The sequence below is a fragment of the Chryseobacterium sp. sg2396 genome, from assembly GCF_042610505.1.
Lineage (GTDB): Bacteria > Bacteroidota > Bacteroidia > Flavobacteriales > Weeksellaceae > Chryseobacterium.
In genome coordinates this window covers 51,009-75,606 of the sequence record NZ_JBHGAQ010000014.1, presented here as the reverse complement: position 1 = coordinate 75,606, position 24,598 = coordinate 51,009, and the positions used below count along the sequence as shown (strand labels likewise).

Genomic DNA, 24,598 nt, shown 5'->3' with positions numbered 1-24,598 from the left:
TCTTTTTTAACCGAACCAGTACCATCCTTGAAAATCCGGATATTCTGTGGGAGATTTGTAACGGGAAAAATTGACATATTATACCTATTGATTTCTTTGGCAACTGTCGAACAAAATCCGTGTTATTTGTAGTTATCAACGCCGATTTCCTGAATCAATCCAATAAAAAAGACTTCCAGAAAAATCTGAAAGCCTGCATTTAAATATCTTTAGAAAATTAATCGGCCATTACTTCACCGGCTTTGCGGTAAACAAAACTTCCGTAAATATGTCTTCTTGCAAAACGGCTCGGCGAATCGGCATTCACCATTTTGATGTAGGTATTTCTCGGAACACTCAGGTATTCATAAATATTTCCGTTCAGATGCTGAATGGTAAGGATAGATTTTTCAAGATAAAAATCCTGAATATTAGATGTGCTAATCGTTTCCGTATATTCTTCCTTGTATTTTTCCTGCGTTTCCGGATTGATGCTCACCAAAAAATGATAGGCTTCAATTACCGATTTGCTTTTTTCTTCCGCTTCCTGCTTACCTGCTTCATCATTGATAAATTTATCAGGATGCGTATCTTTCATCGTATTCCTGTAAATGGTTTTCAGTTCCTTTAACGTTACGTTTTTATCTACTTCCAGAAGCTTTCTGTATTCACCTAATTTTTTCATATGGTTGGATCCCTTTTTCGGAGTGCAAAATTAAGGTTTTAAATTTTAAAAATCATAACGTATTCATTATTAATTTATTTCTATTTGAAAATTTAAGATAAAATTAATAGAAGTTCAATGCAGGGAACCTAGGCAGCTGTTTTTACGTCCTGATTTCCGCTAATTACATTATTTAAATTTAGAAAACTTTGAGTGCAGATTTAAAAGCTCAGGCTTTTATAACATTCTAAAGATCTATTGCCTTCTTCCTGCTTTTCATAATCGGAAAGTTTAAAAACAACTTTCTCGTTTTCTTTATCTAAAAAGCAATTTATTCTGCCATCAGAAGAGAGGTTATGTTCCATAGTTGCCGTACTGACGATCAGTTTGTTTTTAAGATTAAACAAGATCACGTTGTGTGTTTCATCACCTGTAACCACAATAATAGTGTTCCTCATGGGAGAGAGGCCCCAGGAAATAACATTGTCGATACTTTTGTTCAGGGTTTTGTTGAGGAAAAATTTTTCCTTGGTTTCAAAATTTTCGCAAATCAGATCCTTACCCGTAGCTGCATAAAATATTCCGTCAAAAGAATCAAAATGACCTGCATAGTGATAACGGGCTTCTTTAGTCAGGACTTTCTCTATGCCGGTTGCCAGATCTATTTCAACAACTACCTCATTATTTGAATCTAAGGAGTACCATTTTACCAAAATGAGCTTATGGTATTTTGCCGAAATAATATTTTTATTAAATATTTCGCCGCCATAAGTTCGGCCGCTCCATATTTTATTACCGTTTCTTAAAACTTCAACGAAATAGTAGGGTGGTCCCATTCTTATTTCACCTTCATAGCTGCATTGAATACCGTATTCTTTATCGGAAATTTCACCGCTGTCGATGATGAAAGGATATTTTTTTATAACGGAATTTGCATATTTCGGATCTTCTATTGGGATGATGGTCATGTTCTGCTAAGTATTTGAATTAAAGTAGAAAGAATAAAAGCCTCCTATTATTTATTTTCATGAAAATATTCATGCGCTAATCGTTCCAGACCTTCAGCGGTCATTTAATTGTACTTTAATGTAAAGTTAAATAAAAACAGGAGTCCCGAAAGACTCCTGAAATAAATATCAATAATTAAAGCATTTATAACGCAAACACTTCACTCATTTCTTTTGACGCAGCAACCATTGCGATGAGGGCCTTTTCGGTTTCTTCCCAGTGGCGGGTTTTCAAACCGCAGTCGGGATTTACCCACAGCTGTTCCGCCGGAATTACGGCCTGTGCTTTTTTCAGCAGCTCCACCATTTCTTCTTTTGACGGGACTCTGGGTGAGTGGATGTCGTACACCCCCGGACCAATCTCATTCGGATATTTGAAATCGGCGAAAGCATTCAGGAGCTCCATCTGGCTGCGGGAGCATTCGATCGTAATCACGTCCGCATCCATGTCGGCAATGTTCTGGATTATGTCGTTAAACTCAGAATAGCACATATGCGTATGGATCTGCGTGGCATCCTCCACGCCGCTTGCGGAGATACGGAAAGCTTCTACGGCCCATCTAAGGTAATTTTGCCATTCAGCAGCTCTTAATGGCAGCCCTTCACGGATCGCCGGTTCATCGATCTGGATAATCCTGATGCCTGCTCTTTCCAGGTCGGTCACTTCATCGCGGATCGCCAGGGCGATCTGTTTACAGGTCAGAGAACGAGGCTGGTCATCACGGACAAAAGACCATTGAAGGATCGTCACCGGCCCGGTAAGCATTCCTTTTACCCATTTTTTTGTCAGGGACTGGGCATATTCCGACCAATAAACGGTCATCGGAGCCGGGCGGTGAACATCTCCGTAAATTACGGGCGGTTTTACGCAGCGGCTTCCGTAGCTCTGTACCCATCCGTTTTGGGTAAAGGCAAATCCGGCCAGCTGTTCCCCAAAATATTCCACCATATCGTTTCTTTCAAATTCACCGTGAACCAAGACATCAATTCCGATTTCTTCCTGCCAGCGGATGGTCCTTTCTGTCTCCTGCTTCAGTAACGCATCATATTGTTCAGCATTGAGCTTACCTTTTTTGAATTTTGCCCTCCAGTTCCTTACTTCCTTTGTCTGTGGAAACGAGCCGATCGTAGTCGTAGGAAACAATGGAAGCTGAAGGATATCCTGCTGGGATTTTTTTCTCGCTTTAAATGGAGAAGATCTTTTGGCATCTTCATCCGTGGTTACATCAACACGGTCTTTTACATCCTGATTATGAATTAAGGTTGATATCCTGCGGTTCTCAAGGGCTTTTTTATTTTCAGCGAATTGCTGCAAAGTATTATAATCCGGATTTTCTGAAGCTAATTTCTTTAAGATTACAATTTCATGAACTTTCTGCTTCGCAAAAGCCATCCACTGCTTTATTTCAGCGGAAAGGATATCTTCGTTTTTTTCCAGATCAAGATCGGAAGGAGCGTGGAGCAGCGAACATGATGGTGCTATGAATACCCGTTCAGAACCTATTTTCCGTACCGCTTTTTCAATGAAAGATAAAGATTTCTCAAAATCATTTTTCCAGATATTCCTACCGTCAACAATTCCAAGTGAAAGGCTGAGGGTTTCGGGAATCGTATTTAAAGCTTTGTCCAGCTGTTCCGGGCATCTTACGAGATCGATGTGCAGCATGTTTACGGGAAGTGCGGCTGCCAGGGAAAGATTGTCTTTCAATCCTTCAAAATAAGTAGCAACGATGAATTTGAGATTTGGAAATTGTTTCCTGATTTCAGCATAGACAAATCCGTAAGCTTCTTTTGCTTTTCCACTTAAATCCAGTGCCAGAAACGGCTCATCAAACTGAATGTATTCCGCGCCATGGTTTTCCAGTTCCTTTAAAATCTGAAGATAAACAGGAAGAAGGTTCCGTATTAAATCCAGTTTATCAAAACCTCCTTCTTTTTCTTTTCCCAGCAAAAGATAGGTTACCGGACCGATTATTACCGGTTTTGCACGAATTCCCGTTTCTTTTGCGTTGATGAATTCCTGGATGATTTTGTCTGAAAACAGACTGAATTCCTGGTCTTTCTGAAATTCAGGAACGATGTAATGATAATTGGTATCAAACCATTTCGTCATTTCCATTGCGGTAATATCCAGGCCTTCCTGCTGGAATCCTCTGGCCATGGCAAAATAAAGATCGGTCTCCTGCTTTTGGACGGCCAGTTGCCTGTACCGCTCCGGAATCGCGCCCACGGTAAGGGTCATGTCCAGTACCTGGTCGTAATACGAAAAGTCATTGCAGGGGATAAGGTCGATGCCTGCCTCCTGCTGAAGTTTCCAATGATTGTTTTTGATGATTTTTCCGGTCTCCAAAAGATGGTTAAGATCGGTTTTGCCTGTCCAATACTGCTCGCAGGCTTTTTTGAGTTCTCTGTTGCTACCAATACGCGGATAGCCAAGAATGTGCGTTTGCATGTTCTTAAAAACTTTTAAATGAAACAATAATTTTAAAAGCTCTCCAGATGCTTCGCAATGCTTTCGGAAAGGAGTGGTTAGAAATGCAATAAGATACCGTAAAGACGTAATTTTTCCATTAAAAAAGGAAGTTGATTTAAATTTTACTATTACTGATACGTTTCATTGAAACCTCCAAATAAAAATCGGTGACTTTTGGAAACATATTTAAAAGTATGACTTTCAAAGACTGTCTAACCGTTTTCACGTATATATAAAGAGATTAATGTAAACGCTAATAGGATTTTAACTCCATACGTTCAACAGTATCATCTGTGTGACTAAAAAACTCCGAACCGCGAGAGCATTGTCAATTCGGAACAGGCAGGTCTCCTGACTTGTAACAGTTTCTGTCATCCTTCCCGTTTGCACAGTGGATATACTCGGACAAAAACCTTTGGGGTATTACTTACAGTTGCGCGACAGCTCGTGATTCTCACACGATTCCCTATTAATCTACTTTACGTAAAACCTTTTCCGTTTGATGAAGGATGTTAAAGAACTATTTTCGGAACAAATGTAGGAATTATTTTTTAACCTCTGTCAATGCTTTAGTACTAATAGATAGCGTTAACAGGGATAATGCCAATCCCAGCGACTCCGCGATATGCCGTTCCAGCATTTCGCTGTTTTCCAGCGGATAATAAAATTCTTTGGGATTGACAAATACATTGTTGTATTTCGTGCGTTCGCTCGCACCATCGACATCGATCGGTAAAAGTCCGGGTTTCTTTTTCCGTTGTACGGTAACCAGTCCTTTAGAGGTAACTTTGGACTCCACACAGCCCACCAGCGCACCTCTACCCAATAGATCAAAACAGATTACGGTATAAATTCCGTTCGGAACCAACTGGCCGGGCGGGAGAATGCAGGCATAGAGAACATGGGGTAAATTGGTAATACCACGTGAAATTTCTGCTGATAATGCCATGCCTTTAAATTTTTCGTACTTGTTTTCAAGAATTTCTTTCAGTCCGTTCAACGCCTCCCTGACGGTCATTATGCCGGGATCGTTGGTACGCAGCGGCTGGCATTTTACAACAGGATGAGCCTGCCGGAATTCGCAGATGGTGTTGAAATAATCGGAAATCGTAGAATTTTTCATTAAAATGAAAATGCAGTTTACTCTGTCCGCTGAAAAATATGCGTCAGCTTCGCATTTCTTATAAAGTCTTCTGTAGGAGTGTTTTTATCTGCCTTCTTATCGGTCAGTTCAAAATAATAGATCATCAGGTTCGGAAACTTCGGATCCTTGCAGACTACCTTGAATCTGCGTATGGTCGGGTCATTGCTTAAAAAAGCAAGCTCCGTTCCGCCGCTGAGCCTGATGTTATTCACCTCAAAAGCGTCTTTCCAGTTTTTCTGAAGCTTTGCGAATCTTTTTTGGGTTCTGTCGCTGTCTTCATTTTCAAATTTATCAACCTGATATTCGGTAAGTATCTGAGGATAAACCAGTCCTTCTTTTAAAAGAAGAGTTGTAATTTTATCGGAAGGATCATAGAAAACAATCTTATTGTCGAACAAGATCTGCTTATCGTTCAGCGTTATTTTTCCGTCGAATTTCCTGTAATTCTTCTTTTTGTAACCGTTTTTAAAATGTTCAATGACGGCTTTGTCTTTCGGACCCGGCTTATCGGTTTTCTGTGCGTAAACAGGGGCTGATAGCAGTAAACATAAACCTGCGGTATATAGTGGTTTCATCTTTTTACCTTTAATTTTTTATAAAATCGATTTTATTCTGATATGCTGCAACAGCATTATTGTTTTGGCATCTTTGATCTCCCCTGAATCAATCATTTCGAGGGCTATTTCAAAATCAAGTTCCAGAACTTCAATATTTTCCCCTTCATCATCCAGGCCACCGCCTTCACCGGTCTTCATCTCTGTGGTATATTCTGCGATGAAGAAATGAAGTATTTCCGTAACGGAACCCGGAGACATATAGGCTTCGAAAATCTTTTCAATATGGGAGATTTTATATCCGGTTTCCTCTTCGGTTTCCCTTCTGATGCACTCTTCAGGATTGTCGTTATCCAGAAGTCCGGCACAGGCTTCGATCATCATGCCTGATTCATTTCCATTGATAAACGTAGGAAGCCGGAACTGTCGCGTCAAAATCACCGTCTGGGAATCTTTGTTGTACAATAGGATAACGGCACCATTGCCCCGATCGTATGCTTCACGGCTTTGTTGTTCAAAAGTTCCGTCTTTTTTTTGAATATTGAACGTTACCTTGTTCAAAGTGTACCAGTTATCAGAGAGGATCTCTGTTTTTTCAATACTTACTTTTGTATCCTGCATAAAGTGTTAGATCTTCGTTATTTAATTTTTCAATAAATCTTTTAAAGCTTCTTTAAGATCGGGAAATCTGAATCGGAATCCTGCCTTTTCTATTTTCTCTGCCGATGCTCTTGAACCTTCCAGCACCGCCACCGACAGTTCTCCAAAGATCAGTTTCAGGACAAATCCCGGGACATTCGGCATAAATAAAGGCTTTTTTAATACTTGTGCCGTCATTTCAGTCAGGTCTTTATTGGTGGCATATTGCGGAGCAACTGCATTAAAAGCACCGTCCAGTTCAGGATTTTTTAAGGAAAATTCATACATCGAGCAGATGTCTGCAATATGAATCCACGGCATGTATTGTTTTCCGGATCCAAGGGGAGAGCCGATGCCTGCTTTTATGGGGAGAAGCATCTTTTTTAAGGCACCTTCTTTCTCTGAAAGGACGACGCCGGTCCTCAGTTTTACGACCCGTTCCGCAACCTGTTTGTTTTTAAATTCATCGGCAGCTTGCTCCCAGACAGTAGTTACTTTACTCAGAAAGTCATTTCCCGGCCCGTTCTTTTCCGTAAATATCTTTTCCGTGGTTTCGGTTCCGTAGTAGTTGATTCCTGAAGCGGAAACGAACGATTTAAGCTTTTGATTTTTCTTTTGTAAAGCTTTTAAAAGAAGACCGGCGGAACCTACCCGGCTTGATATAATTTCTTTTTTTCTTTCTTCTGTCCATCTTTTTTCAGCAATACCTGCTCCTGCCAGGTGAATGATGTGCGAAACATTTTCGAGGGCATTTTCATCGATTGTACCGGCGTTGGTATTCCATTCGAATTCATTTTCATGTTGCTTTTTCCGGGTTAAAAACCTTACGGTATATTCCTTTTCAAGTCTTTTTGATAATTCTCTGGCAATTAAACCGTTGGCTCCGGTAATCAGGACAACTTCTTTCATGTGGGGGTGTTGGGGTTTTATGATTTATTTTTTACGATCAGCATAAAGTCATCATCCAGCAGTTTATAGCCGTAATCGTAGATGAATTTATATTCCGAGCCATTTTTATAGACTCTCAGATTCGTGAAAAATTCAAAATCAAAACCCAAGCCAACAAGCTTCGCCCGGGCTACTTTTGTCTTACCCTCGATATTTACTTCCGTCAGAATCCTGTAATTTTTACGCAGTTTGTTGTTGATATTCCGCATAAGATTGTTGGAATCCTTATTCTGTTTGTTGTTATAGGCGTTACGGCAGGCATCATTGCAGAATTTTTTGTCTGACCTTCCGATGATTTTTTCGCCGCATTCGAGACATTCCATAATTTTTATTTTTTCATTGTATTTTGGTGATGGTGTTTTTTTCTGAGTAGTTTTTTAAACCTGCTGTGGGCAGGATAGCTGCGGTTAGAAGTAATATTGTTAAAAAAAAGTGCTGTAAGCAATAAAATAAGACATCCGGAGAGAACAGGAGATAGCACATACCAGAATCCCAATTCGGGAATCTTTCCCGTGGAGCTTACGGCGATCAGTGCGGTAGCACCGCCGGGCGGGTGTAAGGTTTTGGTATACTGCATCAGCACGATAGAGAAAGCTACTGCCAGGGGTGCGGAAAGCCAGATGATATCGGGAACAAGCTTATAAACCGTTACGCCTACCAAAGCTGAAATGACGTGGCCTCCGATTAGATTACGCGGCTGCGCCAAAGGGCTCTGGACGGCACCGTAAATTAAGACACTTGATGCTCCGAAAGAACCGATCAGGAAAATATTTTCTGTTGCTGCCAGACTGTGCGACTGGATAAAAGCAATGATCCCGATTCCGAAAAATGCTCCCAGAAACGACCAGAAATGTTCTTTATAATCTACCAGTGTTTCCTTATAGATCACATATTTTGATACCCGGAATGTTCTTTTTATCGTCTTCTTCATAATATTTCAAAGATACGAAATTTATCCGTTTACAAACGACTACAAATGAATTTAAATAATTTTTTACCGATTCGGGTTATGGAAACCGGCAATCTTTGCAACAGAGATTTGAGAAAACAGTGAACGTCTCTGATCTGAATATTAACTTTTAAAATTACACATTATGTCACTAAGAAACAAAATTACATTGATCGGTCACACAGGAAAAGAAGTAGAAGTGATGAACTTTGAAAACGGAACCTTAAAAGCCAGCGTATCGCTTGCCACCAGCGATTATTACACCAATGCAAAAGGAGAAAAAGTAGAAGAAACCCAATGGCACAATCTGGTTGCTTACGGGAAAACGGCAGAAATTCTTCAGAAGTATGCTCCGAAGGGTAAAGAGCTTGCCGTGGAAGGAAAGCTAACGTATCGGTCTTATGATGATAAAGACGGCGTAAAAAGATTTATTACCGAAATCAGGATAGACGAAATCCTCTTATTGGGAGGCAAATAATATTGAAATACATTGCCATGAAAGTAAAAGTTTTTAAAATAAGAATAAGCGAAGAATACCTTCATAAAGATCAGAGAATGCTGGATGCCTTTCTCGAATCACATGAAATCATTAAAGTGGAAACCGCTTTTGTGAATGATGAAAATTATTGGTCGGTAGTCATGTATTTTGACGAAATCAAAATGGCGAAAGATTCCGTCAAAGAACCGAAGCAGGTAAAGTATTCTGCCGAAGACGATGTCCTGAGTTCCGATGAAGCAGCGATCCTGGAAGCCCTGAAATACTGGCGGTCCGAAAAAGCCAAAGAGCAGAATCTGCCGTCTTATTTTATTGCTACCAACAAAGAGCTTTTGTCGGTTGCTAAATACAAGCCGGCAAAGAAAGAAGAACTTTTGGACATCAAAGGTTTCGGAAAACATAAAATCGAAAATTATGGCGAAGAGATTCTGGAACTTTTGGAAAGCATATAATTTCACGGAGAAACACAAGTGATGGAGTATTATTTTTACCCGGAGCCGGAGATTATTGTTCTCCGGCTTTTGTGTTTGCCTTAAAAGTCCGTTCAATTCCTTATTTTTGCTGCTTATATATTAATCATCATTTACCTATTATAAAATGAAACCAGGCTTAGCAAAAGGAACGAGAGATTTTACCGCATTGGAAGTTTCCCGAAGAAGATACATCATCAATACATTACAGAAGAACTTTGAATTGTTCGGATTCCAGCCGCTGGAAACACCAAGCTTTGAAAATCTTTCCACTTTAACGGGAAAATACGGAGAAGAAGGAGACCGACTGATTTTTAAGATCTTAAATTCGAGTATTAATGAAGCAAAAGAAGACAAAAAACTTATTATGCTTTCTGACTTCCAAAAGGCATTAGATAAACCTTTTAATTCAGAAAACCTTACGGACAGAGCCCTCCGTTACGATCTTACCGTACCTTTTGCAAGATTCGTGGCGATGAATCATAATCAGCTTACTTTTCCCTTTAAACGTTACCAGATCCAGCCGGTGTGGAGGGCCGACCGTCCGCAGAAAGGGAGATTCAGAGAGTTTTACCAGTGCGATGCCGATGTTGTAGGAAGCGAAAGTCTTTTACAGGAGGTAGATTTGGTTCAGCTGTATCTGAAATCATTTGCCGAACTTGGCGTTTCGGTAACCATTCATATCAACAACCGGAAAATACTTTCCGGACTGGCGGAATATGCAGGTATTACCAATAAATTAATCGATTTTACCGTGGCGCTGGATAAGCTGGATAAAATCGGAAAAGAGGGGGTAGTAAAAGAACTATTGGAACGCGGAATTGCCCAGGAATCGATTGATAAGCTGGATTTCCTATTTACGCAATCCGATGATGCTTTGGAAAACCTTCTTCAGCTGAAAGAGAAATTTACCGGAAACGAAACCGGACTGAAAGGGGTGGAAGAACTGGAAACCGTTATTACCCAATCTTTGAGTCTTGGAGTGGATATTCAGAACCTCAGGTTTGACATTACTTTAGCCAGAGGTCTGGATTATTATACCGGGGCAATTTTCGAGGTAAAAGCGGATGAAGTGCAGATGGGTTCCATCGGCGGAGGCGGAAGATACGATAACCTTACTGAGGTTTTCGGGGTGAAAAATATTCCGGGAATCGGGATCTCTTTCGGTCTGGACAGGATTTACCTTGTGATGGAAGAACTTGGACTTTTCCCGGACGAAGCAACCTCCAAAGTGGAATTTCTGTTTGCGAATTTCGGAGGAGATGAAATTTTGGAAGCTCTAAAGCTTATCCGACAGTTAAGGGAACAAGGAATTTCTGCCGAGATCTATCCTGAAGCAGCCAAAATCGGAAAACAGTTCACCTATGCCGAAAAGAAAGGCATCAAAAACCTGGTATTCCTCGGTGAGGAAGAAATCAAAAACGTAACGGTAACGTATAAAAATCTTGAAGCAGGAGAACAGAAGACGGTTTCGCTGGAAGAATTTTTAAGCAAATAATGCATCAGGTTTCCGAAGAATTACTTGAAAAATGGCTTAAAGGCTGGTCCATATCCAGGGAAAAGCCTTTGCCGGAAGCCTGGAAATCCGGATTTAAAGTTGAGGTAAGCGACGAACTGCAAAAGGCCAGATATGTATTTCCGACAGTAAACGAGGATTTTATTCAGCTTTCGGAATCGATTCATGAGTCTTGGGTTTATCTGAAGGTCTGCGAACCTTTTGAGAAATTCAGGACTCTGATTCCTGAACGATGGGAGATACAGCCGCAAGGTTATATGATGTATGGTCAGGAAAAAATGACCATTCGTGAAGACCCGCTTCCTGATGGCTATTTGATAGAAGTATTTCAGCCACGACCGGATGCTTTTATAGTGACGATTTACACGGCGAATAACGAAGAAGCTGCTGTTGGCCGGCTGATCCTGGTCGGCGGACTTGCCGTCTACGACAGGATTGTAACCCATCAGGATCATCGGCGCAAAGGCCTCGCCACGCACATAATAAAAGAGCTGGAATCCATTGCTTTATCAAAAGGTATTTCAGAAAATTTCTTAGTGGCTACGGAACTGGGAAAACTTTTATATGAATCTTTAGGCTGGAAAATATACTGTCTGTACAGTTCTTTAGTGATCCCGGAATAAGATCTAAGATTCTGTTTAAATTCTAAATATTTTTACCATTTAGGAAATAGGATTAATTTTTTAATTTTCCCGCTTTGTAAATCTGATTTTACTACGTCGAATCTAAAGATTTCTAATAAACTTGAAACTACATTTAAGTAGAAGTAAAGTCTATAAAAAAAATTATCATATCAAATTTAAACAATCTCTAATTATCATTTAAAATACAATCTGACCGGAATCTTATTTAGTAAAATAGAAATTTTGTAATTTACATGCAAAAGTTAACCAAATCTAAAAAAACAAATAATCTATGAATACGATTTGCGGATTATGTGGTAACCCATTAACCTTAATGGATACTGCAGCAGGTGAAAATAAACTGGCGGATGGCCATTTGCTATGCAACAGCTGTCTGAATCAGGCTGCCGCCCTCAATAAAGATGTTATTAATAATCTCAACGAGTTTTTTCTTCCTGAGATCAGAGGAATTATTCTTCAGGGAAAAATTGGGGTCTCTGAAAATCCCGTATCTTCAAATTTTCAGAATACCGGGGCACCGACCTTCGGATTTGGCGGTATCCCTACAAGGTTTGATGAAATTCAGGATCAGATTGTCGCCCTGAATGCGAGATTAAGTATTTTGGCGAATGGTGAAGTAAAAGAACTGGTGAATATTTTAGAAACGGATGAAAAACTCACTGCCATTGCAGAAGCATTAACCATTCCCGGAAAAATAGAAGGACTTATTTTTTCCACCTATAAAAGAGTGGTTTTCATCGATAAAAAACTTTTGGGAAATGTGCAGGTAGATGAATATCCGTATCATCATATCCGTTCGATTGAGCATGTGGAAAGCCTATTGTATTCAACCCTGAGAATTATTTCTAAAAACGGTGCTTCAGCAGAATTTAAGCTTCATAATAAAAGTGACGGCAGAAACTTCAGCAATGCTTTCAACCATTACCTGAACGGTAGTACGGGTCAGTCTGTTTCACAACAACAACAACAGCAAATTCAGGCTTCTCCTTTTAATCTTTATAATCTTCCGGATCAGGCATCACCGTATCATCAGAAAGGCAGTTATGAAACGATCCCTCAAAATTCATCCGGTGAAAATAAGGAGCCGGCAGAAGTTATCATTCAGCAATTGGAAAAACTGGGTAAATTGAAAGAACTAGGTATTCTTACGGAACAGGAATTTGCAGAACAGAAAAAGAAACTGCTGGAAAGGCTGTAGCATTATCCGATTAATTTTTTAAACCTGAACCTATGGAAAATTATCTCGATATCAACAGAAACTCATGGAATGCCAAGGTAGAACCTCATCTGAAATCCGATTTTTATTTTGTGGATGAATTTCTGAAGGGACGAACATCTTTAAATTCAATCGAACTTGAACTTTTGGGAAATGTGCAAAATAAAAGTATTCTGCATTTACAGTGTCATTTCGGACAAGACTCCATTTCTTTAGCAAGATTGGGAGCAAAGGTTACTGGAATTGATTTGTCTGATAAAGCGATCGAAGCTGCCAGAGATCTTGCCCGGAAAGCACAAACCGACACAGAATTTATCTGTACGGATTTATATAAGCTTCCTAATATCTTAGACCGGAAATTCGATATCGTATTTACCAGCTACGGAACCATCGGATGGCTTCCCGATCTGAAAAAATGGGCTGAAATTATCAGCTTGTTTTTAAGGCCCGGGGGAAAATTTATTATGGCGGAATTCCATCCGGTTGTATGGATGTTCGACGACGATTTCCAAGGCATCCGGTATAATTATTTTAACGAAAAGCCCATCGTTGAAATTTATGAAGGAACTTACGCCGATCAGTCAGCAGACCTCGTTCAGGAATACGTGATGTGGAACCATTCGCTTGCTGATGTTCTGCAGAATCTCATTCAGAATCAGATGCAAATCATACATTTCAAAGAATTCGATTGGTCTCCTTATCCTTGTTTCCGTCATGTGAATGAATTTGAAAAAGGAAAATGGAGAATTCCGCAGTTGGGAAATAAAATACCGCTGGTCTATGCTGTTGAAGCTATAAAAAAGTCATCGTAATTAAAAACTACGATGACTTTTTGTATATGAATGTTAAAATAATCTATTCTTTTCAGCTAACTACCTCCTGAGCTTTATTTCTAACCTCATCAGCTTTGTCCTGCGCTTGGGAAGCGACTTCATTTGCTCTGTCCTTTACCTGAGAAGCTACATTGTTCGCCTTATCTTTGATATCATTACCCCATTTGTTGATGTTGTCCTTTGCGGTATTGATCTTGTCTTTTACCATTTGCTTTTCTTCGTCAGAAGAATTTTTGTATTTCCAATATGCCAATGCACCTAAACCGACTAAAGCTAATAAGCCTTTTGTTTTATTTCCCATGATTTCTATTTTTTAAATGTTAATATTAAAGTTTGTTGTTAGTAATCATGTAAAATACGTGCCAAAAAAATAAGCCGACTTATAAAATAATGTTAAAATTATTGGAAGATTTTAAATTGTTCGCCGTCGAAACTCGCAAAAACCATGGTAGGATGAGAGTCCTGATGGAAGATGTTTCCTTTTTTATCAATGGCAATGGCGCCGGCAAAGCCGTCAATGGCTTTTAATTCTTCAAAAGTTCTGGTGAATGCATTTTCTAAGGTCATTCCATCGGTAACACGGGTTACAATTTTAGCTGCTGTGGCATTGCTTACAATATCCTCACCTACCCCGGTGCAGCTTACGGCACAGAAAGAATTGGCGTAATTTCCGGCTACCGTTGCAGAGTCGGAAATTCGTCCCGGGATTTCAAAACCTTTCCCTCCCGTGGAAGTTGCGGCGGCCAGCTTGCCGTCTTTATCGATGGCAACGCAGCCTACTGTTCCTTTTCCTCCGTTGTTCAGTTTCTCCTCGTATTCTTTTCTCCGTTGCGGAATTTCGGTAGAGTAGTTTTCAAATCCGTGCTCGGTAGCGTAATTTTTTGCTCCGCTTCCGCCTAAAACGCGGTCATCTTCTCCGATGAGTGATTTGGCGACCAGGATCGGGTTTTTTACATTTTCAATGTTGATGACCCCACTCATCTTTTCGGTTTCACCGTTGATGATCGCCGCACTCATACGGATAATACCGTCGCCCTGAATCTGGGAACCGGTTCCTGCATTGTACAATTCGTCATCTTCCAAAAGCGATACCGCATAAGCAGCCGTATCGAATGCCGAATGCGTCTGTAGATAGTCAAAAGCCTTTTGTGCGATATTTTTCAGGGAATTCTGTTTGGCGGTTTTCACTTCATGGCTCTGTCCGCTTTCCGAGAAAAATCCCCCGTGGATAATTATTTTCATATAATTTATGATTGGTTATTGACTGATGATCATTGATTTTCGGACGATGTTATTGATATTCCCTAGATCAATCGATCATTAATTATCATTCATACTATTATCGATCCTGCGGAATCGGGTTGAATTGCGAATTTTCGATTGTCAGGGTCTTTGTCGTTAAATCGTAATGATCATTCATTGACATGACATGAACCGTCAAGTTATCAATCGAAATAGGTTCGCCAAGATTGATATTGGTAAGATTGGTATCTTTGATGAATCTTCCGTCCACTAAGATCACAAGTCCTGAACCTACGGCGGTCATCACTTCATTATGAATGAAAAGTCCGGTGTCTTCACCCAGACCGATACCCAGCGTTCGGGGATTATTCACCACTGCCTGGAAAAGCCTTCCGATCCTTCCTCTTTGTACAAAATGCGTGTCAATAATTACGTTGTCGATCAAACCGAGGCCTTGCGTTGTTTTAATTTCCCCTTTCAGCAGAGATTCCGAGCTGCTTCCCTGATAGATCATATTTTCCGATGCTGCCGCCGCTCCTGCAGACGTACCCGAATAGATAAAATCCTGCTCCTGGTATTTTAATAAAATGGTATCGTGAAATCTTGTTCCTCCAAGGATAGACGTCAGTCTCAGCTGATCACCACCTGTAAACATCACCACATCAGCGGCATTGGCTCTGGCTACGATCGCGTCCGAGTTGGCCTCGTCACGGTTGTGGATATCCAGAATATTTACGTTCCGGGCACCCAGGAATTCAAACGCTTTTTTATATTCAGAACCTACGATCTGCGGGATCTGGGAAGCGGTTGTAATGATTTCAATCACCGAATCTTCCTTGCGTTTAGACTCATTGATGATTTTTCTGAGAATTCCCCTTTCAAAAAAATTAAGGTTTTTTTCTATGTTCTGATCAAAATCGGTTTCTGCAAAACTGCCTTTATTAACAGCGCCCCCGATCACAATTAATTTTCCAACTGGTTTAATCATAGGCTGCAAAGTTAAAAAATTATTAATAGGTAGAGAAATTCGTTCGTATTGAAATTAATAATGAGGATTTAATATTTATTGATAATTTTCATTTATTTTTTGCAAATGTTTAATTGTGGTATAGTTTCGTTTGGGGTTTTGCATTATCTTTGGTACTAAATGCAGTTATTGTTAACTATTAAAAATGCAAATAGACTATGAAAATTGAGAAGATACAGGCATTGCGCGGCCCGAATATTTGGAGTATCAGAAGGAAGAAGCTGATACAGATGAGGTTGGATCTTGAAGAAATGGAAAATTTTCCCACCAATAAAATAGAAGGTTTCCGGGAAAGGATCGAAAAGCTGATCCCTTCCTTATTCTCTCACCGTTGTTCCGAAGGTACGGAAGGCGGTTTTTTTCACCGTGTGGAAACGGGAACATGGATGGGCCATGTCATCGAACATATCGCCCTGGAAATTCAGACGCTTGCAGGAATGGATGTCGGTTTCGGGAGAACCCGTGAAACAAAAACGCCGGGTGTTTATAATGTCGTATTCAATTATATCGAAGAAAATGCCGGGATTTATGCGGCAGAGCAGTCTGTGTCCATCGCCGAAGCATTGATTAAAGGAGAGGAGTATGATATGAATGCCTGTATCAAGACATTAAAGGAAATCAGGGAAAGGGTACGTCTGGGACCTTCTACCGGAAGTATTGTGGAAGAAGCGGTTTCCCGCAGAATTCCGTGGATCCGTCTCGGAACAAATTCTCTCGTTCAGCTGGGATATGGCGTAAACCAGCAACGTTTCCAGGCAACCATTACCGGAAATACCAGTTCCATTGCCGTCGATATTGCATGTAATAAAGAGTTAACAAAAAGAATGCTGCATGATGCGGCGATTCCTGTACCGATCGGGGACCTTATCACCGATGAAGAAGGGTTGGATACCGTAGTAAGAAAAATAGGATATCCGGTAGTGATCAAGCCGCTGGACGGAAACCACGGGAAAGGTTCTTCCATTAATGTAACCGATTGGGAATCGGCTAAAACAGGTCTGCAGCACGCCCAGAAATATTCCAATAAAGTCATTGTTGAAAAATACATCACCGGATATGATTTCAGGGTATTGGTGATTAATAATAAAATGGTAGCGGCCGCAAGAAGGGTTCCGGCACATGTGGTGGGCGACGGCGAACTGAATCTTCAGCAGCTAATAGACAAAGAAAATAAAGACCCGAGAAGAGGATACGGACACGAAAATGTTTTAACTGAAATTCTGATTGATAAAGATACGACCGAGCTTCTTGAAAAACTGCATTACACTTTAGAAACCGTTCCTCAGAGGGGAGAGATCGTCTATTTAAAATCAACGGCCAATCTTTCAACCGGAGGGACTTCGATTGATGTAACCGATATGGTTCACCCCGAAAATATCACAATGGCGGAAAGGATTTCCAAAATCATTGGCCTTGATGTCTGCGGAATCGATATTATGGCGGAAAATTTAACCCAGCCTCTAAAGGAAAGCGGTGGCGCAATCATCGAAGTGAATGCGGCTCCGGGATTCAGGATGCACCTCGCACCAAGCGAAGGGCTTCCGAGAAACGTGGCGGCTCCGGTGGTAGATATGCTGTATCCGCAGGGAAAACCGTTTACCATTCCGATCATTGCAGTAACAGGAACTAATGGTAAAACAACCACTACGAGACTCATTTCCCATATTGTTAAAAGCAATGGATACCGTGTCGGTTTCACGACTTCAGACGGAATCTACATTCAGAATACCATGCTGACGAAAGGCGATACGACAGGCCCTCTTTCCGCAGAATTCATCCTGAAAGATCCCACGGTAGAATTTGCGGTTCTTGAAACGGCCAGAGGCGGCATTTTACGTTCAGGCTTAGGCTTTTCCCAATGCGACATCGGGGTATTAACCAACATCAAGGAAGACCATCTGGGAATGAACGACATTCATAACCTGAAAGATCTGACCCGGGTAAAAAGGGTAGTCCTAGACAGTGTAAAGAAAAACGGATGGAGCGTGATGAATGCCGATGATGAATATTCCATGCGGATCATCAACGACCTTCATTCCAACATCGCGATTTTCAGCATGGATGAGAACAATCCGCACATCAGAAAATTTGCAAAGGAAGGAAAAATTACCTGTGTTTATGAGGAAGGTTTTGTAACCATCAAAAAAGGTGATTGGAAAATAAGAATCGGAAAGGCGAAAGATTTTCCGATTACGATGGAGGGCAAAGCCAAATTTATGATCGAAAACGTACTGGCAGCAAGTTTAGCATCGTACCTGCACGGCTTCGGGATTGAAGATATTTCCAATTCCCTGCGTACATTTATTCCAAGCGCGCAGCTCACCCCGGGTCGACTGAATGTATTTAAATTCAAAAGCTTTAAGGTTTTAATTGATTTTGCCCATAATCCGGCCGGCTATGAAGCGATCGAAGACTATCTGAAAAATGTGGAAGCGACCAAGAAGATCGGTATTATTTCAGGGGTTGGCGACCGAAGAGACGGCGATATCCGGGAATGCGGAAAGATCGCCGGACGAATGTTCGACCATATCATCATCCGCAATGAAAAGCACCTTCGTGGCAGAACGGAAGATGAGATCAACGGACTGATCATCGAAGGAATGCAGTCCTCCGGAAGGGATGTCAGCTACGAAATCATTCCAAAGGAAATCGAAGCCCTGAAACACGCCATGGGCATGGCCGAAGAAGGAACTTTTATCACCGCTTTAAGCGATGTAATTTCCAACGCTATCGATCTGGTACAGGATTACCAGGCGAGGGAATTGCTTGAGGATGATAAGATTTAATAAGTAATGATACAAAATTAGTTTCGGCGGCATCAAAGATGCCGCCGAAGTTTTGAATATAATTGAGCATTAAAGATGAAGGTAAGATGTAAGAGAGAATTGCCAAATTTTAAAAATCTGGAGGAGTATCTGGTCATAGGATTTGGTCTTCATAAAAATAAATCAAGGTTTTACCTTATCGTTGATGATAATTTTGCTGTCGGTTACGGGATTTTAAAACATTTTGATATTATTGATGATACTACCGATGGTTATACAAGAAGGGATGATCTGAATTTCGGTAGGGAATTTTATCTGGAAAGTGAAATGAATAATTCGAGAAAGGATCTCAGCAACTATTGGGAAATAAACCATCCCTATGAAAACTTCAGGTATTTCGCAGATAAAAAGTATCCGGTTTCCGTAGATTACGAGAAAACTATATTTAATGAAGAGAATAAATTAAGCCGTATCGAAGCCGCTTTGCTATTTATCAATCAGCATCTGTACGAACAGTTTTGGGACAATACCTACAGGGAGGAGCTGGAGTTTTATAGAAGGATTTCGCTGGATGATCTGCTGGAAAAGAAGGTAAAAGAGCCTGGAGCGATCGATATAACTGATTATAAAGATCAACTTTTAACATTTATAAAAAAAGCTTTTACAGTGGGAGGGAGATCAATGGATAAGCCTGATGATTATGCCCAAACGCTTTCAGGTTTAATCAGTGCTCTTTTTGTAAACGAAGTTGCTTCGGTTCAAAGGCTTGAGTCATTTTATGAAGATTGTTTTATTATTGAATATGAGAACTGTTATTATATCTTAAGCAGATACTGGATGTCCTGAATTAACGTGAGTCCGATCTAAGAATAAATAGAAGTATCAATAGAAATGAGTTTTAGCCCATTTACTTTGTGAGATATGATGATCTGGCTTTTGTCAAAATTATAATAGGTTTTGGCTAAAGCCGAATTGCAAACTACCATCATTATATCGGGCTGAAGCCCGACACTACTGATAAGAGAATACTTTTTTTAATTTCAAGGGGTTTATTCCTTTTATTGTATTTAAGTCTTATGAACTTAAAAAAAACCTCCGAATTTTCGGAGGTTCCATATTTAAAGATTTTCCCAGGTCAATTTTATTTCCCGCATTTTCACCAGATAAAAATACAGCGGAATCAATTCCAGTCTTATTGTAAAGTTGATATTCGGAACGGTGAACGGAATAACCACCATCATGATGATGCAGACGGCAATACCGATAATGGCATCAATAATCGCTGCCTGAGGGGCCCATTTCTGTTCAAACCAAAGCCCATAAGCAATAACTCCTTTGAATATTAATAGCAAGGTGGTAATGATTCCCGGTAAAGTGTAGGAATGAGTAGCGGTAATTCCATAGAGCGATAAATTGATATGGTCCATAAATGGCCCGATGATTAAAAAAATAACGGAGAGTGCACCCCCGATGAAAAAGAACCATAAAAATATTTTGATCCACAGGGGCAATAAATTTCTTCTTCTTGTAAAATTTCCTTTCGTTTCAAACTCCTGAAAAGCCGAGCTTTCTTCCATTGTATATCAGTTTTAAATTATTCTTCCGCAAAAAAGGCATTGGAGCTTCCTATCCAGATCGCATCTTTCTTATTGAAATCGACGTTTACCATAGCCGCTTTGGTCATCCGGCCAAGGTTTTCCAGCAGGATGGGGCGCTCGTCATTTTCGCGCCAAATATACAATAATCTGATCTCCGCTTTCGAAAAATCGCCGTGAATATCTTCAAAAATCGGTTCGTACTGTACCTTCCGTTGTAAAATATAATTTTCCTTATCCTCAATAGCTTTTGTGATCTCTTTTGTCGGATTTAAATTTACTCCGCTTCCGGCGAAAGAAAACAAAGGCTTCAATACAAAATTATCAAGGTTTTCATCCTCCGGGAATTCGTGCAGAAAATAGCTTTTCGGAACAAACTGATGCTGTAAAAGCGGAAGGAGGAATTTGGAAATCTTGAAAAACCAGTTCGGATGCGTTACCCAGGTGACATCAACGTCTTCACGGAAATCAAATTCGGTATTCAGATTCGGAATCTTGTCAAGTTCATCGAAAATGACACGGTTGTAAATCCTTTTGATCTCCGTTAACCTGCCATTGTTGTCATAGAATAATTTTTTACCGTCTTTTTTTATTTTGGTGAGGCAAACCGTTTTGATGCCCAGCAACTTTTCCGTCAATACAAAATCGATTGCCGTTTTCTGCTTTTCGGGAAAAATTTCCAGAAGAATGACATTTTCGGGATCTTCGTTACCGACAATCAGTTCTTTTAAATAATTTTTAAAGGTCTCATCCGGCATTTTATTCCTGATTTCTGAAAGGAATGGATAAATTTCACAAAAAGTATCCTCAAAAATTCTCTGGAAAGCATAGAGCGAAGGGAAGGCCTGAAGCTCGATCAACTGGGGTTCGATCTCGCCATTTGCACCTCTGCAGATCCCAAAATCGATGGTGAAAAAATGGGGCTGGTCGGTATCGTTCGGTACACGGCAGTTCTCCGGAATGGCTTTCTGCAAGGTTTCAGGCGGTAAGGCTTTGATCTGGTCGATAATGCTTTCACTCGCATCCAGAAGTTGAGTCTCAAATTTTTTGGTCAGGAACATCGGGCTTTCGGAAATCCGGAATGATGGTTCAACGCCACTTTTCTCTTTCAGGATTTCTTTCAGCTGAGCATATTTTTCCGGTGAAAATTCGCGGTTGAACTGTTTTCTGTAGGTTGGGATCATGTTCTTTTTCTTTTTGTGATGTAAAAAATCGGACAGAAGATACCCGATTTTTGCCTGTTAAATATTTTTGCCGTTACGCCATCGAATCTGCTTGCTTCAGTATATTCTTTCTTGCATGGTCCAGAAATCCCGGCAGAATCTGGGCCTGGGTTAAAATAATTTTATCCTCATCGTCAATGCGGTCAATGGTTTCCAGGTATTTTTCCATGCCGAAATTTTCAATCATGGCTTCTTTGTTTTTTTCAACCTTCAGGTTTTCGATCATTCCCGCAGGATTGGCTTCAGGATGAAACTGGGTCCCGAAAATCTCATCCGAAAAGCGTACGGCCATTACGGCCCTTTCCAGATTGATGTGCGGCCGGAATTTCTCGATGGCTACGATATGCATTCCCAGCTCCTCAAAACGGTGAAAATCCGGCTCGATAAACTGGAATGCCCTTGAATCTACCGCATAGAAAGGATCCGGCAGATTTTTAAGCAAAAATTCACGTTCGCCTTCTTCCGTTTTATGCACCGGCATCACCCCAAAAGAATAGGATTTTCTTTTGTTGATGGTTCCGAGTTTCCAGTGGATGCTGGCCAGCTGGAAAGAATGGCAGATCAGGAACAGGTACTTTTTACGGTCATTCGATCGGTTATATTCAAAAATACCGTCCAGCAAAGCTGCAAATTTATCTTCCCATTCCAGGCCTTCCCGGTGCGGATCGCCCGGCCCGCCTGATGAGATAAAGATGTCGAAATCCTCTATGTCAGGCATTTCATTTTTAAACCTTACATCAAATGTTTCAATATTTACAACTTCTTCTGTGCTTTGCTGAAAGGCTTCGGAGATTTCCCTGATATTTTTAAACCCCTGGTTCACCTGATTGTTATTCATGTCCAGCAGAGCCATTCGAATATTCTTCATACGACCTAATTTTTTGCAAAGTTACCGAAATATTATAAAGCCATTTCGCTGTGGGTGATTCCGTATTCCGTTTCGGAGATCATGTAGTCAACCACTTTGGTAAGGTCGCCGGTTTCATGAAAGACTTTAAGCTGGCGGTCTGCGCCGGTTCCGTTTTCCAGGATCGTCCAGGCGTATTCCACTTCTTTGCGGCATCCCAGATCGTCTACGACATCGTCGATAAATTCAAGCAGTTCCTTCAATAAATCAGGATACGGAACCGATTCTTCTTTTCCGAAATCGATCAGATGGGCATCGATGCCGCTTTTGGAGGCCCTCCATTTATTTTCATTCAGCAGAAGCCTCCGATAGCTTCTGAAGCTTAAATTCTGCTGATGAAGTTTGTAGATTTTAGCCACCAGTGCCTGCATAATGGCAGCCAGGCAAACGGTTTCATCGATGCGTAAAGGCATATCGCAGATCCTGAACTCGATGGTAGGGTAGAACGGGTGCACCCGGAGGTCCCACCATATTTTCTTGGCATTATCGATGGTACCTGTTTTCACCAACAGATCAACATAGCTGTCAAATTCCGCCAGGGAATTGAAAAAGCTCGGAATCCCGGTCCTTGGGAATTTCACAAAAATTTCCTGGCGGTACGATTTAAATCCTGTATTTCTCCCGATCCAGAAAGGGGAATTGGTAGACAAAGCGTAAACATGCGGAAGGAAATACCGCATCACATTCTGGATTCTTACCCCTTCTTCCCGGTTTGGGATGCCGATGTGGACGTGCAGCCCGAATATCAGGTTACCCCGTGCCACGTCGCCCATATCGTCTACGATCTTGTTGTAGCGTTCCCCGTTCGTAATGGTGTTGTGTTCCCAATTGGAGAATGGATGCGTCCCGCCGCCGGAAACCCGAAGCCCCTGTTCGTGGGCTGTCTTGATAAGGTGTCTTCTCAGGTTGGTAAGCTCTGCTTTCGCCTCCTGAATGTTCTGGCAGATGCCCGTTTCCATCTCGATCATGGATTCGTGCATTTCGTGTTTTAAATTCTCACTTAAAACCGCTTTTCCGCCTTCGATAATTTTCGAAACATGAGAGATCAGGTCTCTGCTCTCAACATCAATGATCTGATATTCTTCTTCGATTCCGATAGTAAACTGATGCATTTTTTTTCGTGTTTTTTAGAGGTTCTTATTTTACAGAATCTTTTACAAAAGTTCCCCAGGAGATATTCGGTTTTCCGGGTACATATTCTTTTGCTTTTTCAACGGCTAATTTCGCAGCGTGCTCTACGATCCATGCAAAATTTTCTTCGCCCACCGAGTTTCTGTCAGCATCCGGAGCCGGGTTGCAGAAATCGATCGCATACGGGATGCCGTCGCGTACGGCAAATTCCACGGTATTAAAATCGTAGCCCAGGGCTTTGTTCATTTTGATGGTATAATCGTGAATCGTCTTCAGCAGCTTTTCCAGTTCTTTGCCTTCGGTTTTATGCGTTGTCTCATATCTCAGGTGCGGAGCGTTTCTCGGTTCGTACGGCATGATGTGGACGTATTTCTGGCCCAGGCAGTACACGCGGTAATAGTCATCGAAAATAATTTCTTCCTGCACCATCATTACCAGCTGTTCCGTTTCTCCCAATTTTGCCCAAAGGTCTTCCGGACTGTCAACGCGGTAAACGTTTCTCCATCCTCCGCCGTCGTGAGGTTTCATATAAGCCGGAAAACCGACGTAGTCAAAAATATATTCCCAATCGTGAGGGAATTTCAGGTTTCTGAAAGACGTTTCCGAAGTATTGGTCGGCCTTTCGTGGGAAGGAAGCAGGACTGTTTTCGGAAGAGGGATTCCAAGTTTTGTCATTAATGCATTATTGAAAAACTTTTCATCGGCACTCCACCAGAAAGGGTTGTTGATGACATACGTTCCGTTCAGGGCCGCATTTTTCAGGTAGGCGCGATAAAAAGGAACATCCTGAGAAATTCTGTCGATGATCACTGCATATCCGTAATCGGCACCCTGTTCCAGCTTATCAATGTTTACCGGCTCGGCAATAATTTCCCCTTTTCCCAATTCATTCACTTTATCGATAAATGCCCATGGGAATGTGTCTTCCATCCCGAACAGGATTCCTACTTTTTTAGCCATAATGTATTTTTTTAATGTTTTGTATAATTTATTATTAAATTAATTAAAATATGTTTGATATTGATTTGAATTTAACCGTGAGGTTGTTTATTTCTCATAAAATATTTCTAACTGATCATATCATTTGATATTTGCGATCTTAGCTGAGTAGAACGCCTTTGCGAACTTAAAAAAAGTTAGTAGTAAAAAAATCTTTGTGGACTTTACGTTAAAATC

At 40.8% G+C, this 24,598-nt stretch carries 25 protein-coding genes and 1 riboswitch; of the genes, 8 read left to right on the top strand and 17 right to left on the bottom strand.

Annotation, left to right across the window (positions count from 1 at the left end; genetic code table 11):
* Positions 1–217: 217 nt before the first annotated feature.
* From ACED20_RS14980 to ACED20_RS14940, 9 genes are all read right to left on the bottom strand, one after another.
* The gene (locus ACED20_RS14980) at positions 218–664 is read right to left on the bottom strand and encodes a KTSC domain-containing protein (protein ID WP_345765794.1); all 447 of its coding nucleotides are present in this window, start codon (positions 662–664) and stop codon (positions 218–220) included.
* Between the two features lie 200 nt (positions 665–864).
* A complete protein-coding gene (locus ACED20_RS14975; RefSeq protein ID WP_378105463.1) occupies positions 865–1,611 on the bottom strand; it encodes a hypothetical protein in 747 nt (248 codons plus the stop codon).
* Between the two features lie 184 nt (positions 1,612–1,795).
* Positions 1,796–4,102, bottom strand: coding sequence for a 5-methyltetrahydropteroyltriglutamate--homocysteine S-methyltransferase (gene metE / locus ACED20_RS14970; RefSeq protein WP_378105460.1), 2,307 nt, complete (start codon positions 4,100–4,102; stop codon positions 1,796–1,798).
* 344 nt (positions 4,103–4,446) lie between these two features.
* A riboswitch (cobalamin riboswitch) is annotated at positions 4,447–4,632 on the bottom strand.
* 35 nt (positions 4,633–4,667) lie between these two features.
* Positions 4,668–5,246 carry a hypothetical protein gene (locus tag ACED20_RS14965; RefSeq protein WP_294238297.1) on the bottom strand — a complete coding sequence of 193 codons (579 nt, stop codon included), beginning with the start codon at positions 5,244–5,246 and terminating at the stop codon, positions 4,668–4,670.
* Between the two features lie 17 nt (positions 5,247–5,263).
* Positions 5,264–5,842, bottom strand: coding sequence for a hypothetical protein (locus ACED20_RS14960; RefSeq protein WP_294238295.1), 579 nt, complete (start codon positions 5,840–5,842; stop codon positions 5,264–5,266).
* 18 nt (positions 5,843–5,860) lie between these two features.
* A complete protein-coding gene (gene nudK, locus ACED20_RS14955) occupies positions 5,861–6,442 on the bottom strand; it encodes a GDP-mannose pyrophosphatase NudK (RefSeq protein ID WP_294230987.1) in 582 nt (193 codons plus the stop codon).
* Between the two features lie 21 nt (positions 6,443–6,463).
* Positions 6,464–7,369 carry a TIGR01777 family oxidoreductase gene (locus ACED20_RS14950; protein ID WP_294238293.1) on the bottom strand — a complete coding sequence of 302 codons (906 nt, stop codon included), beginning with the start codon at positions 7,367–7,369 and terminating at the stop codon, positions 6,464–6,466.
* Between the two features lie 17 nt (positions 7,370–7,386).
* On the bottom strand, positions 7,387–7,731 hold the full coding sequence (locus ACED20_RS14945) for a hypothetical protein (RefSeq protein WP_294198392.1): 345 nt from the start codon (positions 7,729–7,731) through the stop codon (positions 7,387–7,389).
* Between the two features lie 5 nt (positions 7,732–7,736).
* The gene (locus tag ACED20_RS14940; protein ID WP_294230985.1) at positions 7,737–8,339 is read right to left on the bottom strand and encodes an HPP family protein; all 603 of its coding nucleotides are present in this window, start codon (positions 8,337–8,339) and stop codon (positions 7,737–7,739) included.
* Between the two features lie 163 nt (positions 8,340–8,502).
* Between ACED20_RS14940 and ACED20_RS14935 the strand changes: the two genes are divergently transcribed.
* From ACED20_RS14935 to ACED20_RS14910, 6 genes are all read left to right on the top strand, one after another.
* Positions 8,503–8,835 carry a single-stranded DNA-binding protein gene (locus ACED20_RS14935; protein WP_294198387.1) on the top strand — a complete coding sequence of 111 codons (333 nt, stop codon included), beginning with the start codon at positions 8,503–8,505 and terminating at the stop codon, positions 8,833–8,835.
* Positions 8,836–8,852: 17 nt separating this feature from the next.
* A complete protein-coding gene (locus tag ACED20_RS14930; protein WP_294220061.1) occupies positions 8,853–9,305 on the top strand; it encodes an HRDC domain-containing protein in 453 nt (150 codons plus the stop codon).
* A gap of 145 nt (positions 9,306–9,450) precedes the next feature.
* Positions 9,451–10,821: a histidine--tRNA ligase gene (gene hisS, locus ACED20_RS14925; RefSeq protein ID WP_378105454.1), complete on the top strand. Its 1,371-nt coding sequence runs from the start codon at positions 9,451–9,453 to the stop codon at positions 10,819–10,821.
* Positions 10,821–11,462 (top strand): GNAT family N-acetyltransferase, encoded by a 642-nt coding sequence (locus ACED20_RS14920; protein ID WP_294263716.1) that lies wholly within the window; start codon positions 10,821–10,823, stop codon positions 11,460–11,462. Before hisS ends, ACED20_RS14920 begins: the two co-directional genes overlap by 1 nt.
* 292 nt (positions 11,463–11,754) lie before the next feature.
* Positions 11,755–12,681, top strand: coding sequence for a PH domain-containing protein (locus ACED20_RS14915; protein ID WP_295212384.1), 927 nt, complete (start codon positions 11,755–11,757; stop codon positions 12,679–12,681).
* Positions 12,682–12,713: 32 nt separating this feature from the next.
* A complete protein-coding gene (locus ACED20_RS14910; protein ID WP_378105450.1) occupies positions 12,714–13,511 on the top strand; it encodes a class I SAM-dependent methyltransferase in 798 nt (265 codons plus the stop codon).
* Between the two features lie 52 nt (positions 13,512–13,563).
* Here ACED20_RS14910 and ACED20_RS14905 read toward each other — a convergent pair whose 3' ends face one another.
* From ACED20_RS14905 to ACED20_RS14895, 3 genes are all read right to left on the bottom strand, one after another.
* Positions 13,564–13,833 (bottom strand): YtxH domain-containing protein, encoded by a 270-nt coding sequence (locus ACED20_RS14905; protein WP_294201788.1) that lies wholly within the window; start codon positions 13,831–13,833, stop codon positions 13,564–13,566.
* A gap of 98 nt (positions 13,834–13,931) precedes the next feature.
* Positions 13,932–14,774, bottom strand: coding sequence for an isoaspartyl peptidase/L-asparaginase (locus ACED20_RS14900; protein ID WP_294201789.1), 843 nt, complete (start codon positions 14,772–14,774; stop codon positions 13,932–13,934).
* Positions 14,775–14,871: 97 nt separating this feature from the next.
* A complete protein-coding gene (locus ACED20_RS14895; protein ID WP_294201791.1) occupies positions 14,872–15,762 on the bottom strand; it encodes a cyanophycinase in 891 nt (296 codons plus the stop codon).
* Between the two features lie 197 nt (positions 15,763–15,959).
* Between ACED20_RS14895 and cphA the strand changes: the two genes are divergently transcribed.
* A complete protein-coding gene (gene cphA / locus ACED20_RS14890; protein WP_294230973.1) occupies positions 15,960–18,587 on the top strand; it encodes a cyanophycin synthetase in 2,628 nt (875 codons plus the stop codon).
* A 75-nt stretch (positions 18,588–18,662) separates the two neighbouring features.
* Entirely contained in the window at positions 18,663–19,412 is a 750-nt protein-coding gene (locus ACED20_RS14885) for a hypothetical protein (protein WP_378105445.1), read from the top strand.
* Between the two features lie 272 nt (positions 19,413–19,684).
* Here the strand turns inward: ACED20_RS14885 and ACED20_RS14880 are convergent, their stop codons facing one another.
* The 5 genes from ACED20_RS14880 to ACED20_RS14860 all read right to left on the bottom strand — a co-directional run bounded on the left by ACED20_RS14880 (position 19,685) and on the right by ACED20_RS14860 (position 24,382).
* The gene (locus ACED20_RS14880; protein WP_294201796.1) at positions 19,685–20,143 is read right to left on the bottom strand and encodes a hypothetical protein; all 459 of its coding nucleotides are present in this window, start codon (positions 20,141–20,143) and stop codon (positions 19,685–19,687) included.
* A 17-nt stretch (positions 20,144–20,160) separates the two neighbouring features.
* Entirely contained in the window at positions 20,161–21,345 is a 1,185-nt protein-coding gene (locus tag ACED20_RS14875; RefSeq protein WP_294316006.1) for a hypothetical protein, read from the bottom strand.
* Between the two features lie 73 nt (positions 21,346–21,418).
* Positions 21,419–22,252: a type 1 glutamine amidotransferase gene (locus ACED20_RS14870; RefSeq protein ID WP_294311307.1), complete on the bottom strand. Its 834-nt coding sequence runs from the start codon at positions 22,250–22,252 to the stop codon at positions 21,419–21,421.
* Between the two features lie 32 nt (positions 22,253–22,284).
* Positions 22,285–23,403 (bottom strand): carboxylate-amine ligase, encoded by a 1,119-nt coding sequence (locus ACED20_RS14865; RefSeq protein WP_294201799.1) that lies wholly within the window; start codon positions 23,401–23,403, stop codon positions 22,285–22,287.
* A 25-nt stretch (positions 23,404–23,428) separates the two neighbouring features.
* Positions 23,429–24,382, bottom strand: coding sequence for a RimK family alpha-L-glutamate ligase (locus tag ACED20_RS14860; protein ID WP_294201800.1), 954 nt, complete (start codon positions 24,380–24,382; stop codon positions 23,429–23,431).
* Positions 24,383–24,598: the final 216 nt, after the last annotated feature.

What these genes read in the sequence shown, in the direction of transcription:
- ACED20_RS14975 (WP_378105463.1), bottom strand. Translation starts at nt 1,611, where the DNA reads ATGACCATCATCCCAATAGAAGATCCGAAATATGCAAATTCCGTTATA.
- ACED20_RS14940 (WP_294230985.1), bottom strand. Translation starts at nt 8,339, where the DNA reads ATGAAGAAGACGATAAAAAGAACATTCCGGGTATCAAAATATGTGATC.
- ACED20_RS14860 (WP_294201800.1), bottom strand. Translation starts at nt 24,382, where the DNA reads ATGGCTAAAAAAGTAGGAATCCTGTTCGGGATGGAAGACACATTCCCA.
- nudK (WP_294230987.1), bottom strand. Translation starts at nt 6,442, where the DNA reads ATGCAGGATACAAAAGTAAGTATTGAAAAAACAGAGATCCTCTCTGAT.
- ACED20_RS14980 (WP_345765794.1), bottom strand. Translation starts at nt 664, where the DNA reads ATGAAAAAATTAGGTGAATACAGAAAGCTTCTGGAAGTAGATAAAAAC.
- ACED20_RS14885 (WP_378105445.1), top strand. Translation starts at nt 18,663, where the DNA reads ATGAAGGTAAGATGTAAGAGAGAATTGCCAAATTTTAAAAATCTGGAG.
- ACED20_RS14900 (WP_294201789.1), bottom strand. Translation starts at nt 14,774, where the DNA reads ATGAAAATAATTATCCACGGGGGATTTTTCTCGGAAAGCGGACAGAGC.
- ACED20_RS14910 (WP_378105450.1), top strand. Translation starts at nt 12,714, where the DNA reads ATGGAAAATTATCTCGATATCAACAGAAACTCATGGAATGCCAAGGTA.
- ACED20_RS14965 (WP_294238297.1), bottom strand. Translation starts at nt 5,246, where the DNA reads ATGAAAAATTCTACGATTTCCGATTATTTCAACACCATCTGCGAATTC.
- ACED20_RS14870 (WP_294311307.1), bottom strand. Translation starts at nt 22,252, where the DNA reads ATGAAGAATATTCGAATGGCTCTGCTGGACATGAATAACAATCAGGTG.
- ACED20_RS14945 (WP_294198392.1), bottom strand. Translation starts at nt 7,731, where the DNA reads ATGGAATGTCTCGAATGCGGCGAAAAAATCATCGGAAGGTCAGACAAA.
- ACED20_RS14930 (WP_294220061.1), top strand. Translation starts at nt 8,853, where the DNA reads ATGAAAGTAAAAGTTTTTAAAATAAGAATAAGCGAAGAATACCTTCAT.
- ACED20_RS14865 (WP_294201799.1), bottom strand. Translation starts at nt 23,403, where the DNA reads ATGCATCAGTTTACTATCGGAATCGAAGAAGAATATCAGATCATTGAT.
- metE (WP_378105460.1), bottom strand. Translation starts at nt 4,102, where the DNA reads ATGCAAACGCACATTCTTGGCTATCCGCGTATTGGTAGCAACAGAGAA.
- ACED20_RS14915 (WP_295212384.1), top strand. Translation starts at nt 11,755, where the DNA reads ATGAATACGATTTGCGGATTATGTGGTAACCCATTAACCTTAATGGAT.
- ACED20_RS14895 (WP_294201791.1), bottom strand. Translation starts at nt 15,762, where the DNA reads ATGATTAAACCAGTTGGAAAATTAATTGTGATCGGGGGCGCTGTTAAT.
- cphA (WP_294230973.1), top strand. Translation starts at nt 15,960, where the DNA reads ATGAAAATTGAGAAGATACAGGCATTGCGCGGCCCGAATATTTGGAGT.
- ACED20_RS14920 (WP_294263716.1), top strand. Translation starts at nt 10,821, where the DNA reads ATGCATCAGGTTTCCGAAGAATTACTTGAAAAATGGCTTAAAGGCTGG.
- ACED20_RS14960 (WP_294238295.1), bottom strand. Translation starts at nt 5,842, where the DNA reads ATGAAACCACTATATACCGCAGGTTTATGTTTACTGCTATCAGCCCCT.
- hisS (WP_378105454.1), top strand. Translation starts at nt 9,451, where the DNA reads ATGAAACCAGGCTTAGCAAAAGGAACGAGAGATTTTACCGCATTGGAA.
- ACED20_RS14950 (WP_294238293.1), bottom strand. Translation starts at nt 7,369, where the DNA reads ATGAAAGAAGTTGTCCTGATTACCGGAGCCAACGGTTTAATTGCCAGA.
- ACED20_RS14935 (WP_294198387.1), top strand. Translation starts at nt 8,503, where the DNA reads ATGTCACTAAGAAACAAAATTACATTGATCGGTCACACAGGAAAAGAA.
- ACED20_RS14875 (WP_294316006.1), bottom strand. Translation starts at nt 21,345, where the DNA reads ATGATCCCAACCTACAGAAAACAGTTCAACCGCGAATTTTCACCGGAA.
- ACED20_RS14905 (WP_294201788.1), bottom strand. Translation starts at nt 13,833, where the DNA reads ATGGGAAATAAAACAAAAGGCTTATTAGCTTTAGTCGGTTTAGGTGCA.
- ACED20_RS14880 (WP_294201796.1), bottom strand. Translation starts at nt 20,143, where the DNA reads ATGGAAGAAAGCTCGGCTTTTCAGGAGTTTGAAACGAAAGGAAATTTT.